Here is a 21,987-nt window from a genome sequence, read left to right on the forward strand (position 1 = left end):
CACGGAGACGGTGGCTTCCGAGGGGCTCGGCAACAGCGAGAGCACCACCGACAACCTCAACGACGACTCGAACGTGGTCGTCGACCCGAACGTCACCACCGAGACGACCGAGACCACCGAGACGACCACCACCGAAACCACCCCGACCCCGGTCAGCGAGGAGACGCGGCAGGTCCTCGACCTGCTCACCGACATCGACTCCGGGAACGACGGGGGCGAGTTCTCCGGCGTGCACGTCAACCCCGACGCCGACGTCCAGGGGCTGCGCCAGCGCCTGACCGACCAACTGGCCGAGCACGGGGTCCGGCCGGACCCCGAGGCGCTCGACCGCGCCCTCGACCACATCTCCAACGGCCAGGTCCGCCCCGACCAGGACCAGACGTTCACCATCCCCGTCCACGACCTCCCCACCGGCGACCGCACCACCGGTGACACCACCCCGCCACCGCGGGGCAACCTCCAGCTGACCGTCGACCGGGAGTGGCGGGACACCACCAGTTCACCTGACCGGAAGACCGGTTCCGCACATGCCGCGGAGAACCGGGCCAAGTCCGTGAGCACCGGAGCCCAGCAGGGGCGCAAGGGTTTCAACCCCGTGCTCCCGGTCACCGTCATCGGCGAGATCGCGGGCAAGCCCGCGCTGATCACCCCGAAGCTGAAGACGAACTTCTCGGTCCGCCAACGCGGCACCGAGTACCAGATGAGCGGGGAACGGCGCCACAAGCGCAAGGTCGACGTCGACGGGGAAGACCCCGCGCGCTTCACCGCCGACATCACCGTGACGGCCACCCTGGAGACGACGCCCCCGCCGACCCGGCTCGAGCCCGGCGGCGATCAGCAGGGGGACGACCAACGGCCACAGCAGCAGGAGTCGGATGGGGAGCCCGTCCGGGTCGAGTTCTCCGACCGGCTGAACGACGTGGTCGACGTGGTCCTGCCGGGCCATCTGCGCACCGAGAACGGCGATGGTGACGGCGAGTCCGGCACGAGCCGACAGTCCCCTCCGCAGCGGTTCCGAACCGACGACCCGACCTCGCGCGAGGGCGACGGCAACGGGACGCCGATCCGCGCCCCCCGGTTCTCGCGCACGCTCGGGGTCCTGGACAGCGACGCCCCCGGCAACTTCCCCGTCGACATGCGGACGATCCGCGACAACCTGGGCCGTGCCGACCAGGGCGAGGTGCTGCGCTTCCCGTACACGGACAAGGACGGGAACACGCAGTTCGTCGAGATCAGTGGCGGACCGGTCGCCTACGAACGGATCGGGCCGGAGATGAAGGACTCCTCCTTCTCCGACACCGACAAGTCCGCCGCCAACGCCCAGAGCAGCGCGGGCCGCAGCAACAAGCAGGACGTCCGGGTCGGTGTCGGCGTCCTCGGCACGATCATCCCCGGCGGGGACTCGACCCCGGCCATCCGGGCGGGTGGTGAGGTGAGCGGGGGTGGTAAGGGCACGCAGAAGCACACGCGCAACACCGAGCACGGCAGCGAACGCGTGTACGGGCCGGGGACCAAGGGCGACTCCGCGTTCTACCGGGTGACCCGTACCTACAACGTGACGACCACCGAACCCCAGCCCACCCCGGACACCAGCTCCACGAACACCACCACCCCGGACACCAGCTCCACGAACACCACCATCACCAACACCGGGAACCCGAACACCAACACCACCACGAACACGACCACCAACGAGCCCGGCGGAAGCTCGGCCGCGAAGACACCCCTCGTGAGCCCCGGCACCCTGAACCTCACCACGCTCGACCAGGTGCCCACCCCCGACGCCCGGGCCATGGCCGACGCCGGGAACGGCACCGGCCAGGACACCGGGCCCCGTCCCACCGCGCCCAGCACCCCCGGTCTCCACAACGACGGCGTGGACAACCTGAGCCAGGCGGTCCCGATCCGGTCCGAGTGGGGCGACGGACGCCTGCGCGACACCAACGGCGACTCCCCCATGAACGCCGCTGCCCGGCGTATCCACCAGGAGGTGTTCAACAAGCACCCCGAACTGGTGAACGACCCCTCCGGGGCCCGGGGGGACCGGCGCGGGTTCTGGGGCAGCCTCTGGCGCGGCCAGGACCAGCGCGTACAGAACACCCTGGAGATCTACGAGAAGGTGGGACGCGCGGTCGGCGAGTCCGACAACCTGATCGGGGACGGGGTCGAGATCTACCTGCGCACCGGCGGGCTCCGGAATGCGATGTTGCCCGCTCCCGGCAAGTGGCGCTCGTTCGTCAGCAAGTTCCCCGGAACGTCCTCCGTGCGCGGCGACGACCGGGACGGCGCCGACTTCGTCACCGTCCGGCTCAAGGGCACGCTCGACGACGCCCGGTTCGAGGGTTCCCGGAGCGGTGGCTCCCTCAGCACCAGCCTCAACGCCTCGACGGCGCAGGGAACGGGTCAGCAGAACTCGACCGCCGTGGTCGGTGAGGCGGCGGCGAACGTCCAGGCCCGGATCGGCTCGACGTCCTCCGGCCTTCCCAAGGGCATCGTCGACTTCGGTGGCAGCTACACCTTCGAACAGGAGAAGGCCACCCCGCTGTCCGGGAACCGCAAGTCGGGTGTGGAGTCCGCCTCCAGTGCCAAGGGCGATCTGGACTCGTGGTCCTACGCGCTGCACCTGGAGGCGTCGATCGGGACGAACACCCCCTTCGACGTCACCCCGCAGAGCGCCGGCCCGACCCCGCAGGGCCCCCGCGTGCTGGTGGAGGGCCCCAAGACGACCCCCGTTCCGGGCGAGCTCGGCCCCTTCGCCTCGGAGGCCGAGCGCACGACGGCGGAGAACCGTGTCCAGGAAGACCTGCGGCAGGCCCTGGACACGGCCCAGCAGGCCCGCGACGCCGTGGACGTGGCCGACACCGAGGTCAGGAACAACGAGGATCTCGCCGGTCAGCTCACCGACCGCGAGAACCGGGTCACCGAGGCCGAGCGGCTGGCGAGGGAGGCCCGGGAGACCGCCGACGAGAACGAGAGGATCGCCCAGGAGCGCGAGAAGGCCGCGCAGGACGCGGAGAAGAAGGCCGAAGACGCGCGGAGGGACGCGACCAAGGAGCGTCTGGACGCCGCCCGCGACCTGGCGGACGCGGCCCGGCAACGCAGGGACGCGATCGAGCGGGCACTGGCCTACGCCGACGCGCTCCAGGCCGAGACGGACTCCCGTGACCGCTCCGCGGGAGGCGAGACCCCGCCGAAGAAGCGGACCGCGCGGCCCACCCCGCTGCCCGACCTGCGTGACACGGGACTGGACTCCCTCGGAGACACACCGGACCAGAACTCCGCCGACCGGGCCTGGACCACGGCCCTGGACAACTGGAACCGGCTGAACGACGCCGAACAGCAGGCGAACCGGGCCGTCGCGGACGCCGAGGCGGACCGCGACTCCCGGGCGACGCCGCCCACGGAGGGGGAGGCGTCCGGCACCCCGCCGCAGCGGCCCGCCCCCTCGGACCGGGTCCAGGAGCTGCACGCGCAGTCACAGCGGTCGGACCAGGACGCACGTGACCTGAAGGACAGGGCCGACGCCCAGAACGACAAGGCCTCCGTGGAGGAGGCCGGGGCGACCCGGGACGAGAACGCGGCCGCCGATCTGCGAACGGAGGCCGACGACGCGCACACCCTGGCCGAAGACTCCGCGAAGAACGCGGAGAAGGTGGAGGGGGAGGCCGGTGAGGCCCGCGAGCGCCGGGACGAGTCGGTCCGGGCGCGGGACGACCTCACCGACAGCAGGGACCGGCTGACCCAGGCTCTGGAACGCGAACGGGACGCCCACCGGGCCGCCGCCGAGGCACGCGGTAGGGCGGACGACCACGCGTTCTCCCGTGACCGTGACACCCGGCTGCACAGGCCGACGGCGGAGGACGAGTCGACCGACACGCGTAGCCGGAACGGAGAGGACGACGGTGACCGGAACCGTCAGAACGACGACAACCGGTCGAACGACGGTGACCGGCGTGACCAGGACGGTGGCGGTAACGGAACGAACCGGGACAACGACGGTGACCAGCGTGACCAGGACAGTGACCACGACGGCGACCAGCGTGACCAGGACGGTCAGAACACCGACGACCGGCCCCCGCCGCCTCGCCGCAGGGCGCCCCTCGACCTCGACGGCCTGCCGCACGCACCCAAGTACTCGGAGTCCCCAGGGCTCTGGAACCACATCGTGAACATCGTCAAGTCCGCCCCCGGCTTCACCGCGGCCTCCCGTTCCAGCGAGGCCGTCCTCGGCCACTGGAAGGTCCTCAGCTCGCCCAAGGCCCTGGCCGCCCACACGATGGACGTCCACGACGGCGGGTTGCCCCTCCAGGGGCAGTTCGAGGACGGAGTGCGCAAACGCGCCGACCTCAACCTGGACATCAGCGCCGACCGCAAGGGGATGCGCACTTCCGACGCCGTGCTCGACAGCGGCCTCGACCTCACCTACAAGACCGAGACCGACCGGGGCACCGGTACCAGCGAGAGCACGTCGCACAACACGCTGCTCGGGCTGAAGGGCGAGGGCGCCCCCAACCAGTCGGACACCAGGAACAACCGTGTCCGCGGCTCCCTCGGCATCGTGCCCTGGGCCTCGAAGAAGACCCAGACGGCAGGGGACTCGAACACGTTCGGAGAGGAGGACAAGGTCTCCCTGCCCGGCAGCACCGTCGGAGTGACGACCTCCGACGACTTCAGCGTGGCAGGCAGGATTCGCACCCGTTGGAACGCCTTCGTGTCGATGCCGTTCGGTTCCACCAAGGACGCGGACGGTGTGCCGATCAAGAAGGGTTCGGGCGGCGGTCGGACCCAGAAACCGAACCACACCGAAGCCGGTTCGTCCGAGTCCCGCTACCGGGTCCTCGACCTCGCGCAGAAGGGGGCCCTGCCGGGCACCGCCGGACTCGACACCGCGCTCTCCAACGCCCGCTCCGTCCCGGACGACATCGGGTTCGTTCCCGGCAGGGAGAGCTCCGGTTACGCCCTCAACGGCATCGACACCGCCGGGGCGGTGGCCCAGATCGACCAGCAGGTGCGCGAGTACGGGGTCGAGCTGACCGACCAGAGCAAGCACGACATCAAGGTGGCCCTCTCCGCCACCAACACGCGGGGGACCAACCGCAGGCTCCAGACCGGCGGTCTGGTCCTGCCCATCCGGGTGCGGGAGGCCAACTTCGGAGAGCAGCGCTTCAGCAGCAGTGGCTGGATACGCCTGGGCCTGGGGCGCGACGGCACGCCCCGGTTCCACTCGGTGGAGTCCGGTCTGGCGTCGGAGCGCTCCCTCGCGCAGTCCGCCGAGAAGACCGCCTCCCAGGGCAAGCAGAAGAAGCACGGCGTGACCGCCGGTCTGGACGGCGGCTTCAACCCCGTCCACGCCACCGGGACCAAGCCCGACGGGTCACCCGAGTTCCCCGGCGACCGCTACCAGTCCAACACCGGGACCGCCGGAACCGGCTGGGAGAGCGCGACCACCAACACGAAGCTGGAGGCGGACGCCACCTCGGACACGACCACGCGCACCATCAAGGCGCCCGGGGTCAACTCCACCTCGCAGATGAAGGTCGACTTCTCCCTGTCCCTGGACCGCTGGTACGGGAGCGGCTCACGGGGGGTCCTCAACGGGACCGTTCCGGTGGGCGACCGGAACGAGGTGTTCCAGGCAGGGGCGTTCCAGCCCACACAGCCGACCGCCGAGACGCCAGCGCCCCCGACCCCCCAGGCGGTCACTCCTCCGGCAGGCGGAGGCCGGGACATCCAGTCCTTCGCCGACGACTGGCGGGGCGGGCCCGGGCGCTCGGACCACGCCCTGCCTCCGCCCGAGTCGGTGGGGCGGGGGCCGATCGCCGACGCGGCGCTGATCGCGCAGGCGCGCGCACTGGGCTGGGACCCGGACGGCGCCTCGCGCGACGTTGGCGACGCCGTCACGTTCCTCCGCGAGGGCCGGGCCGGATCGCGCGCGGACATGCTGTCCGCGGCCGTGGACGAGCAGGTGCTGCGCGGGCTGTTCGGCCAGTCGTCCGACAACGGGGGCGCGACCCTGGTGGGAGACGACCCGCAGGGCCCCTTCGCCGTACCCGGCCTGGAGACCAAGCTCTTCACCAAGGTCGACCCCGACAACGCCACCATCATCGGTGCCGTCAAGGAGCTGGCGACCGGCAAGGAGAGCTCGAACACGCACCGCGAGGAGATCTCCGTCGCGCACAGCGGGTCGGCGGCGCTCAACACCGGGATCGACCTGTCCGGCATGAAGGGAGTCTCCTCGCCCGCTTCCGGTTTCAACGAGGGTTCGGCCCTCGTCGGCGGCGGGTTGTCCGACGCGGGCGCGAGCAGTACCGGTTCGGGCGGTGGAAAGCAGGCGTCCTCCACCGCGCGCACCGACGCCGCCGCCCCCGCCAAGGGCCAGGGTTACCTGGTGCGCTTCCCCGTCGACGCCCTGCTGGTCGCTCAGGACACCGCGTCCGGGACGCCGCCCAAGGCGGAGTCGACCCGGACCACCGTCGACGTCTGGCTCAGTGCGGAGCAGGTCCGGGCGCTGGCCACCGGGGTGGACCAGGGTTCCATCGACGCCTGGAACACGGTGGCCGAGAACCAGGACAAGGCGGCCGACTCCGAGAAGGAACTCGGCAAGGCGGTCGACAACGAGCTGGGGCTGGACCGCTCGGAGGACGCCCGGACCCGGGCGCGGGCGGCCCGGGACCTGTTGTCCGTGGGCCCCGACCTGGACCCGCGGATCTGGTCCGCGGACACCTCCCGGGGAGTCCAGGCGATCCGGGATTTCCTCGGCTCCACCGCCGAGGACCGCGGCTGGAACCGTCCGGAGGCCCGGACCTCGGCCGAGTACGAGACGGCCAAGAACGAACTGGAGAGGCTGCGGGAGAGCGAGGGCACCACCAACGGGCTCTCGAAGGAGACGGTCGACGCCCTGAGCGACCTCGTCAAACGCCGCCAGGAACTGCACGAGGCCCTCACGAAGCACCGCCGGGCCCTGAGGGCCTACTTCGACTCACTGGAGCGCGCCTTCCCCGCCCCCACGGAGACCACCGACACCACCGACACCTCGCGCGAAGACCGGCGTGACCGGAACACGCGCGGCAACCAGTCCCAGAACACGAACACCCAGAACACCCAGAACACCCAGAACCCGCCGCCCCTCCAGCCGACCGCCGACCCCCCGGTCAGACCCTCGGTACTGTCGACCTTCTTCTCCGCCATCAACCCGCGCGGCTGACCGCCCACAGACCCTCCCCACCGCGCCGCTCTTCGCGGCCGCCCCCGACCCGCCGGAGGACCTCCGGTTTCCGAAAGGAAGAAACGAAGAATGACGGACAACAACGAGGCAGCGCGCGGTCCCCACCGCCCGGGGCCCGTGCTGAGCTCGACGGGGGAGGCGCCCTCGGCCAAGGCCAGGGACGCCATCGGGGCCCCGTCCGAGCCCGGCCCAGGGCAGACAGCCCCCCACACCGCTCCCACCACCCCCGCGGCCGCGTCCACCGGGGCCGCCCCGGTCGCGGCCGACACCGCGACCGACACCGCGACCGACACCGCGACCGACAGCACCGAGCGCGGACGCCGCGCCCTCCTCGGGGCGCTGGCCCTGCGCGGCGGTGCCGACCGCTCGGCGGACGGCGCAGTGAAGGCCGACGACGACCGTTACCGTCCGAGCCGTCCGGTGCTCGCGGTCGCGGCCATCGCCGGGCTCATGCTGGTCGCCGCCCCCTTCGGCTTCTCGGCCGCCCAGGACCAGCAGGGCGACGCCCTCCTCCAGGGCGACCTCGCGGCGGGCGGCGGCTTCGCGGACCAGGCCACCTCCTCGGCTTCCGCGTCGGCCTCGGGCACGGGCGTGCAGGGGTACGTTCCCGAGGTCCAGCCGAACACCCCCGTTCCGCCCGGCGCCGACACCGGTACCGAGCCCGGTTCCGTGCCGGACCCCGCCTCCGCCGGTGCGGGCGCGGGTGCCGCCGGAGGGACGGGCGGGGGAGTCCCCGAGCGTCCCGTGGAGCCCTCGTCGGGGGGGCCTCAGGGCGTTCCGCCAGTCGGGGCCTCCGAGGAGGACGACGAGGACGGCGGCCGCGACGGCGGTGAGGGCGGCGGCGTCGGCGACCCCCTCGGCGTGACCGTGGAGAAGGGGTCGCTTCTCGACACCCTGCTGAACGAACGCGGCGGCCAGGGCCAGGACGACCCCCCCCAGGGGTCCAAGGACCCGGCCCCCGGCAAGGGCCCGCAGAAGGAAGAGGACGAGGACGAGGAGGGCGACCCCGAGGGCGGAGTCGAGGGCGAGCCCGACGGTGCGGTGGCATCGCCGCTCACCGCCCGGTCCGGTCAGAGCGGCACACCGCTCAGTGAGGGCGCGGAGCCCGAGGAGACCGGTTCCGACGAGAACCGGTCCGAGCCCGACCCGGAACCGGAGCCCGAACCGGAGCCCGAGCCCGAACCCGAGCCCGAACCCGAGCCCCAGCCGCAGTCCCAACCGGAGTCCTTCTTCGCGGTCTCGGGCCCCGGGTGCAGCAACGAGGGCGCCCGCTACCGGGTGCACGGAGACGGCGTCTGGCGCTCGGGGCCCTCGGGCTACACCGAGCGCGGATGCGTCGACGGCTACGATGTCATGGCCGTGAGCGGCGACCCCGACGGTGGCGGAACCTCCGCGGAGTGGACGTTCTGGCCCAACCGGCCCGGGTCCACCTGCACCGTCAAGATCCTCGTGCAGAACGGTCCCGAACCGCTGTGGGCCAACGGCGTCCCGATGCACTACGAGCTGTTCGACGGTGACAACACCGCTGACGGCTTCCGTGGCGGTTTCGAGGTCACCAAGCCCGACGGCGGCCGGTACTGGGCGCTGACCGAGTTCCAGCCCGAGGGCAACTCGTTCACGCTGCGCGCACGCAACCGGGGCCCCATCCCCGAGGGCGGCGAAGCCCCGCAGCTGCCCATCTCCGTGGTCGAGACCGAGTGCCGCTGACGGCCGGGTAGTCGCCGGTAACCCCTGACCGGCACTGTAGGACAAGCCCGCGGGCCCACCGGCCCGCGGGCACAGAAAGGAAGACGACAGGCGATGAACCGTCACGTGCGCGCGGTCGACCCCTCCGGCGGAGCCGAGTTCCGCACCATCGGCGAGGCCCTCGCCGCCGCCAGTGACGGAGCCGTACTGTCACTGGCACCGGGCCGCTACGACGAGAAGCTCGTGCTCTCACGCGTGGTCACGCTGATGGCCGCCGAGGGGCCCGGGACCGTCGAGATCCTGTGCTCCTCCGGCTCCGCGGTCACCTCCGTCGCCGAGGCGGTCAAGCTCACCGGCCTCGTCCTGCGCGGCCGTGACAAGGAGGCCCCGGTGGTCGACGCCGCCGCCGGACAGGTCGAGCTGGCCGACTGCGAGGTCGAGGGCTCCTCCTGGGCGGCGGTGCTCGCCCGGGACAAGGGCGCCCTGGCGCTCCGGGGCTGCACGGTGCGGTGCGGTGAGGGCGCGGGCATCGTCGTCACCTCCGAGCAGACCAGCGTCATCGAGGACTGCGTGATCGAGGACGTCGGTACCAGCGGCGTCGTCATCAACGACAAGGGCGCCCCCGAGGTGCGCCGGTGCACCATCCGCGACGCCGGCGCCAACGGGATCTACGCGGCCGGCGGAGGCGCCGGACACATCAGCGACTGCACGGTCTCGGGTACCACCAAGGCCGCCGTGGTGATCGACGAGCACGCGGCCACCCGCCTGAGCGGCCTGCGGGTGCACGCGGTCGCCGACGACGGCGTCGTCATCTCCACCCGGTCCTCCGTCACCGTCAGCGACCTCACCGTCGATCGTCCCGCGGGCCGGGGCCTGGTCCTGCGTGCCGGTACCGACCCCCGCGTGGAGCGGGTCCGCGTCACCGGCAGCGGTGGCGCGGGCATCGTCGCCGAGGACAAGGCCCGGGGTCACCTCCGTGAGTGCGACGTCCGCGACGCCAAGGCGGAGGGGGTCAGCGTCACGGGCCGTTCCTCCACCGCGTTCAGCGGCCTGAACGTCCACGGGGCGGAGTCCGCCGGAATCCACGTCGCCGAGGACTCCACCGCCGAGTTCGACCGCGTCACCGTGGGGCGCACCGCCGGAGCGGGTGTCGAGATCCTCTCCGGCGCGGCCCCCTTCCTCCGCAACGGCACGGTCACCGGGGCCCGCGGCCACGGAGTGCGCTGGGAGGGCGGCGGCGGGCGCGTGGAGGACGTGGAGGTCACCCGTCCCCGGCGGACCGGGGTGTACGCGGCGGCCGGGGCGCGGGCCTCCCTGAGCGGGGTTCGCGTGGTCGGCGCCCGGGAGAACGGGCTCGCCGCCGCTGGCGGCGCCGTCCTCGACCTGCGTGACAGCGAGGTCTCCGAGTGCGGCGGCGACGGGGTCGCCGTGCACTCGGAGGGGGAGATCACGGCGCTGCGCGTGCGCTCGCACGAGAACACCCGCAACGGCGTCCTGGTGGCGGCGGGCGCCCGCGCCGTGCTGCGCTCCTGCGAACTCGTCGGCAACGGGGGCGACGGCGTGCTCGTCGGCACGGGCGAGGAGGTCGTCCTCGACGGCTGCACGGTGCGCGGCAACGGCCGGGCCGGGCTGCGCCAGACCGTCGCCGGTGACCACGTCCAAGCCAGCTCCCTCGTCAGCGAGGACAACCAGGCGGAGGACCTCTTCGGGCCGGACGCCGTCGCGGCCGGTTCCGTGCCGGGGGCGTCGGCCGAGGACGACCCGGAGGACGACGAGGAGCGGGGCCCGCTGGCCGAACTCCAGGCCCTCATCGGGCTGGAGAGCGTCAAGGACGAGGTCACCACCCTCATCAACCGCAACAAGATGGCCCGTCACCGAGCCGAGATGGGCCTGCCCTCGCCGCCGGTCGCCCGCCACCTGGTCTTCGCCGGTCCTCCGGGCACGGGCAAGACGACCGTGGCACGCCTCTACGGCCGGGTACTGGCCGACCTGGACGTGCTCCGCTACGGGCACGTCGTCGAGGCCGCCCGAGCCGACCTGGTCGGGCAGTACGTCGGCGCCACCGCCATCAAGACCACCGAGGTGTTCGAGAAGGCCCGGGGCGGCGTGCTGTTCGTCGACGAGGCGTACACGCTCTCCTCAGAGGACAACGGCGGCTTCGGTCAGGAGGCCATCGACACCCTGGTCAAGCTCATGGAGGACCACCGCGACGAGGTGGTGGTGATCGTCGCCGGGTACGCGGCCGAGATGGACGGCTTCCTGTCCTCCAACCCCGGCCTGGCCTCGCGTTTCGCGCGTACCATCACCTTCCCCAACTACGGGGCCGAGGAACTGGTGAGCATCGTGGAGCGCCTCGGCGCCGTCCACCAGTACACGCTCTCCCCGGACCTGCGCCCCCTGCTGCTCCAGCACTTCGAGGCGCTGCCCAAGGGCCCGGCGTTCGGTAACGGTCGTGAGGCCCGCAAGGTCTTCGAGGAGATGGTGGACCGCCAGGCGCACCGGCTCGGCGAGGACCCGCCCGCCGACCCCTCCGAACTCACCGTGCTCACCCCCGACGACCTCGGCGCCGCTCCCGAGCGGTCGGCCGGGCCCGGCGGGGACGACGTGGCGGGCCTGCGCGCCGAACTCGACGCGTTGACCGGTCTGTCCGAGGTGAAGTCCACCGTCAACGACCTGGTCAACGTGCTGGTCGCCGCCGAACGCCGGCGCGCGATCGGGATGCCCGCCCCCAGTCTGAGCCACCACCTGGTCTTCGCGGGCCCGCCCGGTACCGGTAAGACCACCGTCGCCCGACTGTACGGCCAGCTGCTGCGGGCCCTGGGAGTGCTGCCGCTCGGGCACACGGTGGAGGCGGCCCGCTCGGACCTGGTCGGCCGCTACATCGGACACACCGCGCAGCTCACTCTGGAGACCTTCGAGAAGGCGCGCGGTGGTGTGCTGTTCATCGACGAGGCGTACACGCTCACCCCGACCGGGGCCAACGGCGACTTCGGTCAGGAGGCCGTGGACACCCTGGTCAAGCTGATGGAGGACCACCGGGACGAGGTGGTGGTGATCGTCGCCGGGTACAACGCGGAGATGCGGCGCTTCCTCGACTCCAACCCCGGTCTGGCCTCGCGGTTCGCCCACCACGTCCGGTTCGCGGACTACTCCGACGAGGAGCTCGTCTCCATCGTCAACAGCATGGCGGAGGCGGGCGGGTTCACCGTCCCGGGGGAGACGGTGGCCGCCCTGGAGGCGCACTTCGCGGGCGTGCCGCGCACCGAGTCCTTCGGTAACGCCCGGTACGCGCGCCAGGTCCTGGAGCGGATGATCACCCGCCAGGCGGGGCGCACCATCGCCCTCGCCGAGCCCACGCGCGAGGACCTGACCCTGCTCACCCCGGCCGACGTGCCCTGACCGCGCGCGGTGCCCGCCCGCCCCCGTGACGGGCGGGCACCGATCTCCCCGCGTTCCCGGGTGTACTCAACCTCCATGGTCAGGACACCTAGGCGCGCACCAGCTCCACCACGCTGACCCCGGTCCCCGGCACCACCCGGTTCAGCCGGAGCCCGGCGCGCTCGGCGACCTCGGCGAACTCGGCCCGGGTCCGCTGCTTGCCGTCGCAGTGGACCAGCATGCTGAGGTCCATGAACTTGGCCGTCCGCTCGGGGGCGGGGCCGTCGGGCACCAGCACCTCGGCGAGCAGGACCCGGCCCCCGTCGGTCACGGCGTTCCGGCAGTGGGTGAGGACGCGGACGGTGTCGGCGTCGTTCCAGTTGTGGACGACGCTGGCGAGCAGGTAGGTGTCGCCCCCTTCGGGCACGGAGTCGAGGAAGCTCCCGCCCACGACCCGGCAGCGCCCCGCGAGCCCCTCCCGTGACAGCGCCGGGTCGGCGTCGCGGACCACCTCGGGCCGGTCGTACAGGACCCCGGTCAGGTGCGGGTGGGCCGTGAGGAGCAGGGACAGGAGGCGGCCCCGTCCGCCCCCGACGTCGACCAGGCACGCGCTGTCGCCGAAGTCGTACTCGTCCACCAGGGAACGGGTGATCTGCGAGGAGATGTCGGTCATCCCCTGGTCGAACACCGAGGCGGACTCCGGGTGGTCGCGCATGTAGTCCCAGACCGGGGCACCGTGGACGGCCTCGAACACCGGCCCTCCCGTGCGCACCGCGTCCGCCAGGTGGGCCATGGTGGAGCGCTCGGCCGGGCTGCCCAGCCAGCGGGCGTACCCGCGCATGGAGTCGGGCGCGTCCGAACGCAGGGCCCGGCCGACCTCGGTGAGCGCGTAGGCCCGCCCCGGGAGTTCCTCGACCAGGCCGAGGTCGGCGCAGGCGCGCAGCAGCCGGTGCAGGGCGTCGGGGTCGGCCCCGACCAGTTTCGCGATCTGGTCGACCGGTGTCGGGGCGGCGGACATCGCGTCGGCCACACCGAGCTCGGCGGCGGCGCTCACGGCGGCCGCGACCCAGCTGGACGTGATCAGCTCGAAGAGTTTCAGGGCGGGGCCGCTCAGCGGCGTGGGGCCGTCGTGCACCGAGGAGAGGGGAGGAGAGGACACGGGTGTCTTGCGCCTTTCGATGACTGCCCTCAGCCGGGGGTCGGCCGGAGGGTCCAACGGCCTCCGCAAGGCCAGGCGACACGCTATATTACTCCCTGAATTTTAACCAATACGGAGAGTGGGTATGGCTGTGGTGGCCGAAGAACCGCGGCACCCGGCCCAGAGCCGGGCGGCACAGGCACTCCACGTTCTGACCACGCGAAGAGTCGTCCGCTCCTTCAGCGACAGACCGGTGGAGGACGACCTCCTCGAACCCCTCCTGGACGCCATGCTCGCGGCACCCTCCGCCTCCAACAAGCAGGCGTGGGCGTTCGTCACGGTCCGTCGCCCGCGCACCCTGAGACTGGTCCACGCGTTCTCCCCGGGCATCATCGAGCGCCCGCCCCTCGTCGTGGCGGCCTGCTTCGACCGCTCCCGCGCGGTCGGCGGCGGCGCCTGGGACGAGGGCATGCTCTGCGTGGCCATGGCCGTGCAGAACCTGTTGCTGGCCGCACACGCCGTGGGCCTCGGAGCCTGCCCCTCCGCCAGCTTCCGCAAGGGCCCCGTCAGCAGGTTCCTCAGGCTGCCGAGCCACCTGCAACCACTGCTCCTGGTGTCGATCGGGCACCCGGACCGAACCCCCGAGACCGCGCCGAGGCGCGACCGGAACGAGGTGATCAGCCATGAGTGCTGGGGTGAATGACCACCGCACCGGTGAGGAACTGGTGCTGCTCGCCGCCTACCTGCTCAGCAGCGGCAGAGGCCTGCTGGAGGAACCGGCCGCGTACGGCCCCCTCCGCTGCCTGGACGCCGCCCGACGCGTCCTCTCCCTGCGGTCCGGGATCGGGTTCCCCGACTCCCCGGAACTGACCGACCTCAAGGCGCGCATGGACGACGTCATGTGCGGGGCGATGGCCGACCGGGAGCTGGACGTCCTGCTCGACGAGCTGTGTGACCGGCTCGCCGCCGCCCTGGAGGAGCCCGGTGCCGTTTCCGCCTGAGACGACGTGGCCGGGAGAGTCCGGCCGGGGTGGTTCGGAGGTCGGATCACCGGGGGACGGCGTGTTCGAGGCCAGCCCCTTCACCCGGGCGTGCGAGCTCCTCGTGGAACGCGGCGACCACGCCCTCATCGGGATCAGCGCCGGGAACGGCTACTTCAGTCAGCGGCGGCTCGCCCAGATCATCGACTGGACCGGGCACAGGTTCGCCTCCGTCGACCTCCTCTACGCCGACCTGCACCTCGACACCATGTACCGGGCGTGCGGCGACGACGCGGCACAGGCCGCCAGACGGGCCAGCCGGGCGCTGCGGGACGTACGGCGCCGCGTCCGCCGGGCCATGGAGGCGGACTCCGACGTGCCCGCCCGGGTCAGAGCCCTGGCCCTGTCGGAGACGGTCGACCTGCCCGGGTACCGGACGGCCCTCGCCCGGATCGACCGTGAGCTCGCCGAGGACCCCACGGTGCTGCGCGCGTGCGAGGAACACGTGCGGACCATCGTCGGTGACGGGCCCGGGCCCGCCGGGGCCCGCTTCGCGGCGGGGATGGCCTACCTGCGCGCCGAGCTGCCCTTCCTGCTCAGCACCCCCGAGGTGCTGTCGGTACCCACGTCGGTGTGCTGCTACCACGAGCTGCTGCCGCTCCTGGTCGAGCTGGAGGGCGACACCTCCTGCATCCGCCCGGGCCAGGGGCACCTCGTCCTCCGGCCGAGGTGACACCGGTGGGGCGGGGGAGGCCCGCCCCACCGGTCGCTGACCGGGACGGCGCCGCCGTATCGGTCGGCGGCCGGAGCACGCCCGCCCCGCCGATCAGGTGAGAACGGGCCGCACGTCCATCACGGACTCCCCGTCGGGCACCCGGTGCACCGCGTGCAGCCGCAGACCCGCCTGCGCGAAGAGCGCCTCGTACTCCTCCGACGAGCGCGCGGCGGCCCCGTAGAGCACGAACATGCTCAGGCCGATGGCCTCCACGAACGCGTTCGGCCGCTCCCGGTCGGGCAGGTGCCCCACCACCAGCAGCCGCGACCCCCGCGCCATCGCCGCGCGGACGTTGCCCAGGACACGGACCGCGTCCCGGTCGGACCAGTTCTGCAACACCCGGGCCATGACGTAGACGTCCGCCCCCGCCGGGACCTCCTCGAAGAAGCTGCCGCCCACCACCGAACAGCGGTCGGCGACCCCCTCGGCGCGCAGCAGGGACGGGGCCCCCGCCACCACCTCCGGGAGGTCGAGGAGCACACCCCGGGCCCCGGGCAGGGCACGCAGCACGGCGGCGATCGTGGCGCCCTCCCCGCCGCCCAGGTCGGCCACCGTCCCCGTCCCCTCCAGGTCGACGGCGCCGAGCAGGGTCGCCGCGGGGCTGGAGGCGTTCATCGCCCGGTTGAACACGTCCGCCGCGTCACGGTGCTCGCCCAGGTAGTCGAACAGCTGGCTTCCGGTCTGGATCTCGAACGCGGTCCGCCCCGAGCTCACCGAACCGCCCAGCCGTGTCCACGCCTGGAACAGGTCCCCGTAGGTGCACATGCGGAAGAGGTCCCGCAGGCCCAGGGGGTCGTCGGCGCGCAGGTGGTCCCCGGCGGGGCTCAGCGCGTACACGCCGGGCCCGGTCCGCTCCACCAGCTCCGCCGCCGTCACGGCGTGCAGGACCACCAGCAGCCGCTCCTCGGGGACCCCCAGCTCCCGCGCCAGGTCGGCCGCCGGGCGCGGGCCGTCCGCCAGCGCTTCGACCACGCCCAGCTCGACCATGGCCGAGACCGCGTGGAGGAGCATCGCGGAGGAGACGATCCTCGCCAGGGGCGCCTCCGTGCGCTGCCCCGGGCCCGCCGCCGCCCCGTTCATCCGTCCCACACTGACCGCCACACCGTCACCCTCAAGCACCGCGACCCGCTCCCCTCGTCCGAATCTCCGTCACAGAAGGTGACGATGCCAGTTCCGGGCGTGGTGTGTGGGAGCTTCGGTGAGGACGGTGCTCGGCGCGGCGGTCAGACGGACGCGGACGCACTCCAGCAGCTCGGCGATGACGCGGGGCGGCGGTCGCCACCCGCCGCTAACCGGTCGGCATCACGGTGACGAGCTTCTTGTTGACGAACTCCTGGATGCCCGCCGCGGACAGCTCCTGCCCGTAACCGGACCTCTTGGTGCCGCCGAACGGCAGGTCCGGGCGCGTCCAGGTGGGGTGGTTCACGAAGACCATGCCGGTGTCGATGCGCCGCGCCACGTCCGCTCCGTGGGCGACGTCCTCGGTGAACACCGATCCGCCCAGACCGAAGGTGGAGTCGTTGGCGATCCGCACCGCGTCCTCCTCGTCCTCCGCCCGGAAGAAGAGGGCGACGGGCCCGAAGAACTCCTTGTCGTACACGGGGTTGTCCCGGGTGAGGCCGGTGATGATCCTCGGTTGCGCGAACGCGCCCTCCTCGGGCACGGGATCGCCCGGGGTGACCACCGTCGCGCCGTGTTCCTCGGCCTCGTCCACGAGTTCCTGGAGGTCGTCGGCGGCGCTCTGCGACGAGAGCGGGGGCAGGGTCGTCCCGGAGTCGAACGGGTCACCCGCCCTCAGCCGGGCGAACCCCTCGGCGAACCGCCGCAGGAACTCGTCCGCCACCTCCTCGACGACGATGATCCTCTTCGCGGCGACACAGCTCTGCCCCGCGTTGTTGAGCCTGCCCCAGAGCGCGCGCTCGACACTGAGGTCGAGGTCGGCGTCGCCCAGCACGACGAGGGCGTCGCTCCCCCCGAGTTCGAGGGTGCTCTTCTTCAGCTGCTCGCCCGCGTGGGCCGCGACGCTGGAACCCGCCCCCTCGCTGCCGGTGAGGGCGACGCCGCGCACGCGCGGGTCCCTGATGGCCCGGGTGACCTGGTCCTTGCTCGCGTAGACGTTGGTGTAGGCGCCCTCGGGAGCTCCGGCCTCCCTGAACAGCGACTCGAAGGCCGCCGCCGACTGCGGGACGATCGAGGCGTGCTTGACCACGACGACGTTCCCGGCCATGAGGTTGGGACCGGCGAACCGCGCCAGTTGGTAGTAGGGGAAGTTCCACGGCTGGACGCCGAACAGCACCCCGATGGGGTCGCTGACGACCACCGCCTCGCCCACCCCGGGGTCGTCGGTCGCCACCCTCTCGGGGGCGAGGAACTCCTCGGCGTTCTCGGCGTAGTAGTCGAGGATCGAGGCGGCCAGCTCCACCTCACCGCGGCTCTCCTCGAACAGTTTGCCCATCTCCAGGGTGAGGAGCCGCGCGAAGTCGTCGGTGCGCTCGCGGAGGATGCGGGCCGCGCGCCGCACGACCTCCCCGCGCTCGTCGAAGGACCTGGTGCGCCACGACTCGAAGGTGCTCTGGGCGGTGCCGAGGGCACGTTCCAGCTCCTCGTCCGAGATCTGCGCGAACGTCGCCAGGGTCTCGTTCGTGTAGGGGTTCGTGGTCGCGTAGACCATGGTTCCTCCTCTGTCCGTGTGCCCGCCGGAGGTCGCGGCGGGGCCTTCGAGGAGCGACCGTGCGCTTCGCACGGAGCCCGGTTCCCGTAGGGGGACCCGCTCACTCCGAAGGGAGCCCGCAACCCGCCTCCCGGCGGTCGTGTGCGTCCGTTCGCCGTCGTCGGCGCGCGGTCAGGCCAGTTCGGGCTTGCCGAACACGACCGCGTAGCCGGAGGGCAGGTGGCTCAGCACCTGGTTCAGCTCGCCGCCCGACACCGCCCTGCCCACGGTGCTGAGCACCGCGCCGGAGTCCTGCTGCGCCGTCAGCGGCCGGGCCCCGGTCGCCTCGGCGACACGGCTGTAGAACTCCTCGATCCCGAAGGGCTCGGCCTCCAACCCGTCCAGGGGCCGAAGGGCCTCGTCCAGGGGTTCGGGGATCTGCGCGGCCAGGTGGTCCAGGGTGGTGCCCGGCAACCGCTCCGCCAGGACGGAGAACACCGCACGCGTCACCTGTTCGGCCTCGCGCTGGTCCTCGTACTCGCCGACGTCGCGCACCTGTGCCAGGAACTCGTCGTAGCGCATCCTTCCCCCTCGTCAGGCGACTTCGAGTGCCTTGGGGACCAGCCTGCCCGGGTGCGCCCGTGCCAACACGTCACCTGGAGACACGAGGAGGACGATCCGCGCGTTCACCAACCGGTGAGCAGGAGGTGGTTGACCAGGAGGGCCGTGACCGCCTGGACGGCGAGCCAGGCCCTCCTGTGGCGGCTCGGCAGCAGGGCCGCGGCGGGTACGAGCCACAGCACGAACGGCAGCCAGATGCGCTCGGTTTCGCCCTTGCTCATCCCGGACAGGGTCGCGGCGGCGACCGCGCAGAGCGCGGCGGTCACCAGCAGTGCCACCGTCGCGTCGTCCCGGGACGGCGCCCGGCGCAGGCCCCGCACGGTGCCCGGCACCAGCGCCAGGGCCCGGCGCGCCCCCGCCACGGCCGCCAGACCGGCCGTCACGCACACGGTGGCCAGGTTCGCCCAGACCCAGTAGCCGTAGGGGCGGACGGCCGCCACCCCCTGGTAGTAGCGTTCCACCAACAGCTGGTACCCCTCCCACCACCAGAAACCGGCGGCGGTGAAGGCGGCGGCCACCGCGAGGGCGCCCGCCAGCGCGTAGGGGAGGGGGCGCGCGTTCCGCGCGCACAGGAGCACGGCCACGGCCAGGAAGCCGATGAGCACGAGACCGTACGACAGGTACACCGACCATCCCAGAAGCACCCCCGCCGCCAACGCGGCGAGACGCGGCGTACGGGCGCGCGGGGACGCCGCCACTGCGAGCAGGGCCAGCCCCCACGCGGTGACCGCCGCGAAGTAGCCGTCGGCGGAGACCCCCACCCAGACGGCGGCGGGCACCAGGACCACGAACGGGGCCGCCCGGCGGGCCGCCTCCTCCGCGCCCAGCGCCCGCAGGGCCACCAGGACCGCGGCCGAGGCGGAGGCGCCGACCACGACGCACCAGACCCCGGCCCACGCCCCTCCGCCCAGCCCGACGCGATCCAGGGCGACGAAGGTCAGGACCGCGCCCGGCGGGTGCCCGGCCACGTGCGTGGGCCAGTTGTCCGGTTGCCCCACCAGGATGTGCCGGGTGAACGTGCTCAGGGCGGCGCCGACGTCCTGGAACCGGTCGACCGAGGCCAGGTACTCGTGGGGGGACAGGAGGCGGTCGGTGATCCCGCGCCGCCAGCCGTCGACGAGTGCGAGGGCGGTGGTCCACAGGACGGAGGCGCCCCAGACCGACCACACCAGCGGGCGCCAGGGCAGCGCCCGGGCCGCGGCGGGCCCCTGGAGCACCACCACCGCCGCCAGGAGGAGGGCGGGGACCGTGCCGGGACCCACATGGGGGAGCCAGGACGCGTACAGCGGAGGCCAGGCCACGTACAGGACGCCGTGGGCGTTCTGGATCAGGGTGCCGACCACGGCGGCGGCGGCGAACAGGAGCACGGCCAGAACGGCCACGAGCAGGTCGGCGCGGATCGGGGCGCGGTCCGTGTCGGTCCCGCCGCTCGGGCTCTGGAGATCGGGCTGCGTCACGCCGTCACCGTAGGTCAGGTCGGCGCCCGTGGCCCGGTGGCGCCGGGGCGTGTCGCCGACGCCGGGAAGGAAGCGTCTCGCGCGGGCGGTGACACTCCGTGAGACCGGCGGTGCGCCGCGACCGCGCGGGCGCGGCCTAGCATGACCGCGAGCTGGCCCCGCCCGACCGGAAGGCGATCGACCGCGTGAACGAGGACGACCAGGGCGGGCGCACGCCCGAGGCGGCGCCGGACGGTGGGCGCCCGGGCGGGGAACCGAGGGCCCGAACGCGGGGCGAACGGCTGCGGGCGGTGCTGAGGGGCGGCCCGGCCCTCGGACCCGTCCGGCCGGGCTGGTGGCGCAGCCCCTCACGCGGGCCGTGGCTGACCTCGCTACTGGGCACGGTCCTCCTCGTCGGGCTCCCGGTCCTGTTCGTCACCGGCCTGCTCTCCTACGCCGCCTACAACCCCGACCTGGCGGGCAACGACAAGACCCCCGACCGGGGGCTGCTCGGGTTCTACCTCTTCGCCTGGCCCACCGACCCCCCGTGGCTCTACCACCTCACCCAGGGCGTGCACGTCACGCTCGGGATCACCCTGGTCCCCGTCCTGCTGGCCAAGCTGTGGTCGGTCGCGCCGCTCCTCTTCCGCTGGCCCCCGGCCGACTCCGTCGCCCGGGCACTGGAACGCCTGACGGTCCTCTTCCTGGTGGGAGGCGCGCTGTTCGTCTTCGCGACCGGCATCCTCAACATCCAGCTGGAGTACCTCTTCCCCGGCTCCTTCTACCCCCTGCACCTGTACGGGGCCTGGGTGTTCGCGGCGGCCCTGTTCTCCCACGCGGTGCTGAAACTGCCGACCGCGGTCCGGGAGCTGCGGGCTCGCGGGCTCCGTGAGGCCCTGAGCGACCGGGGGAGGGGGCCGCACGCGGAGCGGGGCGCGCTGGTCGCGCCCGACCCCGACCCCGAGGCGGCCTCGCGCCGCACACTGCTGGGCGCGGTGGGGCTGGGGTCGCTGGCGCTCCTCCTGACCACGGTCGGGCAGAGCCTCGGGGGCGCGCTGAGGCCGACGGCGGTCCTGGCGCCCCACGGACGGCTGCCCGGGGAGGGCGCCGACGGGTTCCCGGTGAACACGACCGCCGCCCACGCGGGGGTCACCGACGCCGACACCGGCCCGGACTGGCGGCTGACCGTGCGCGGCGCGGACCGGGAGGTCGTCCTCACCCGGCAGGACCTGCTCGACCTCCCCCAGCACACATCCGCACTGCCCATCGCCTGCGTGGAGGGGTGGTCCACCCGCGACCTCGACTGGGAGGGCGTGCGGCTGGCCGACCTCGCCGCCCTGGTCGCGGCCCAGGGGCCGCCGGGGGTCTTCGTGGAGTCGGCACAGACCTCCGGAGCCTTCGGCAGCGCCGCGCTCCGCGACAACCAGGTCGCCGATCCCCGGTCGCTGCTGGCCCTGCGCGTCAACGGAGCCGACCTGTCGGTCGACCACGGCTACCCCGCCCGGGTGATCGTGCCCGCCTGTCCGGGCGTGCACAACACCAAGTGGGTCACCCGGCTCAGCTTCGGCGCGGTGTGACGTCGCTCCCGCGCCGCGTGTACGGCGCCTCCCCGTGGCACCTGCTCCTGATGGTCGGCGTGCTGGCCCTCATCGCCTACGCGGGCACGCGCCTGCTCCACGGGGGCGACCCGTGGATGATCGCCGTGTGGTTCGCGGGCGGCGCGCTCCTGCACGACCTCGTGCTGGTCCCCGCCTACACGCTCGTGGGCCGGGCCGTCCGGCGGGTGGGGCGGAGGGTCGGCCGACACGCGGGACGCGGGGCCGGACGCCCTGGGAGCACGGCCGTTCCGGACCTCGTTCTGGTTCCCGCGACCGCCTCCGGACTCCTGCTCCTGGTCTACCTCCCGCTGATCCTCGGACCTCCCGACGCCTACGTGTCCAAGACGGGGCTGACCGGGGAACCGTTCGCGGCGCGGTGGCTCCTGGTCAGCGCGGTCCTGTTCGCGGCCTCGGCTGCGGTGGGGGCGGCCCGGGCCCGACGGGCGGCGCGGCGCGACCGTCCGGGCTGACCACCGGACACCGTCGGGAGGCCGCCCCGG

General features: G+C 72.9%; 13 protein-coding genes. 8 read left to right on the top strand and 5 right to left on the bottom strand.

The genetic code is table 11. The annotated features are described in order from the left end of the window. The first annotated feature begins 10 nt into the window (after window positions 1-10). From ABZ635_RS17930 to ABZ635_RS17940, 3 genes are all read left to right on the top strand, one after another. Window positions 11-7,204 (top strand): hypothetical protein, encoded by a 7,194-nt coding sequence (locus ABZ635_RS17930; protein WP_357766098.1) that lies wholly within the window; start codon window positions 11-13, stop codon window positions 7,202-7,204. Between the two features lie 90 nt (window positions 7,205-7,294). Next, window positions 7,295-8,932 carry a hypothetical protein gene (locus tag ABZ635_RS17935; RefSeq protein WP_357766101.1) on the top strand — a complete coding sequence of 546 codons (1,638 nt, stop codon included), beginning with the start codon at window positions 7,295-7,297 and terminating at the stop codon, window positions 8,930-8,932. A gap of 93 nt (window positions 8,933-9,025) precedes the next feature. Next, window positions 9,026-12,310, top strand: a complete 3,285-nt coding sequence (locus ABZ635_RS17940) for a right-handed parallel beta-helix repeat-containing protein (RefSeq protein WP_357766104.1) — start codon at window positions 9,026-9,028, stop codon at window positions 12,308-12,310. Window positions 12,311-12,398: 88 nt separating this feature from the next. On the opposite strand, the gene ABZ635_RS17945 is transcribed toward ABZ635_RS17940, so the two are convergent. Then, entirely contained in the window at window positions 12,399-13,448 is a 1,050-nt protein-coding gene (locus tag ABZ635_RS17945) for a methyltransferase (RefSeq protein WP_357766107.1), read from the bottom strand. 124 nt (window positions 13,449-13,572) lie between these two features. On the opposite strand from ABZ635_RS17945, the gene ABZ635_RS17950 reads away from it, so the two are divergent. The 3 genes from ABZ635_RS17950 to ABZ635_RS17960 are packed head-to-tail and all read left to right on the top strand — an operon-like array spanning window position 13,573 to window position 15,140. Beyond that, window positions 13,573-14,130: a nitroreductase family protein gene (locus tag ABZ635_RS17950; RefSeq protein ID WP_357766109.1), complete on the top strand. Its 558-nt coding sequence runs from the start codon at window positions 13,573-13,575 to the stop codon at window positions 14,128-14,130. Then, window positions 14,111-14,428, top strand: a complete 318-nt coding sequence (locus tag ABZ635_RS17955; protein WP_357766111.1) for a DUF6092 family protein — start codon at window positions 14,111-14,113, stop codon at window positions 14,426-14,428. The genes ABZ635_RS17950 and ABZ635_RS17955 overlap by 20 nt, the downstream gene beginning before the upstream one ends. Then, the gene (locus tag ABZ635_RS17960) at window positions 14,412-15,140 is read left to right on the top strand and encodes a tRNA-dependent cyclodipeptide synthase (protein WP_357766114.1); all 729 of its coding nucleotides are present in this window, start codon (window positions 14,412-14,414) and stop codon (window positions 15,138-15,140) included. The genes ABZ635_RS17955 and ABZ635_RS17960 overlap by 17 nt, the downstream gene beginning before the upstream one ends. Before the next feature lie 93 nt (window positions 15,141-15,233). On the opposite strand, the gene ABZ635_RS17965 is transcribed toward ABZ635_RS17960, so the two are convergent. The 4 genes from ABZ635_RS17965 to ABZ635_RS17980 all read right to left on the bottom strand — a co-directional run bounded on the left by ABZ635_RS17965 (window position 15,234) and on the right by ABZ635_RS17980 (window position 19,910). Beyond that, window positions 15,234-16,262 carry a methyltransferase gene (locus ABZ635_RS17965; RefSeq protein ID WP_357766154.1) on the bottom strand — a complete coding sequence of 343 codons (1,029 nt, stop codon included), beginning with the start codon at window positions 16,260-16,262 and terminating at the stop codon, window positions 15,234-15,236. Window positions 16,263-16,470: 208 nt separating this feature from the next. Further along, window positions 16,471-17,853, bottom strand: a complete 1,383-nt coding sequence (locus ABZ635_RS17970; protein WP_357766117.1) for an NAD-dependent succinate-semialdehyde dehydrogenase — start codon at window positions 17,851-17,853, stop codon at window positions 16,471-16,473. 171 nt (window positions 17,854-18,024) lie between these two features. Next, window positions 18,025-18,414, bottom strand: coding sequence for a DUF2267 domain-containing protein (locus tag ABZ635_RS17975; protein ID WP_357766120.1), 390 nt, complete (start codon window positions 18,412-18,414; stop codon window positions 18,025-18,027). 104 nt (window positions 18,415-18,518) lie between these two features. Then, window positions 18,519-19,910 (bottom strand): hypothetical protein, encoded by a 1,392-nt coding sequence (locus tag ABZ635_RS17980; protein WP_357766122.1) that lies wholly within the window; start codon window positions 19,908-19,910, stop codon window positions 18,519-18,521. A 185-nt stretch (window positions 19,911-20,095) separates the two neighbouring features. On the opposite strand from ABZ635_RS17980, the gene ABZ635_RS17985 reads away from it, so the two are divergent. Together ABZ635_RS17985 and ABZ635_RS17990 are read left to right on the top strand one after the other, a co-directional pair. Beyond that, a complete protein-coding gene (locus tag ABZ635_RS17985; RefSeq protein WP_357766124.1) occupies window positions 20,096-21,466 on the top strand; it encodes a molybdopterin-dependent oxidoreductase in 1,371 nt (456 codons plus the stop codon). Beyond that, window positions 21,463-21,957, top strand: a complete 495-nt coding sequence (locus ABZ635_RS17990) for a hypothetical protein (protein ID WP_357766126.1) — start codon at window positions 21,463-21,465, stop codon at window positions 21,955-21,957. The genes ABZ635_RS17985 and ABZ635_RS17990 overlap by 4 nt, the downstream gene beginning before the upstream one ends. Window positions 21,958-21,987: the final 30 nt, after the last annotated feature.

This window comes from Nocardiopsis sp. NPDC007018, from assembly GCF_040635075.1.
In the GTDB taxonomy this organism is placed as follows: Bacteria; Actinomycetota; Actinomycetes; order Streptosporangiales; family Streptosporangiaceae; genus Nocardiopsis.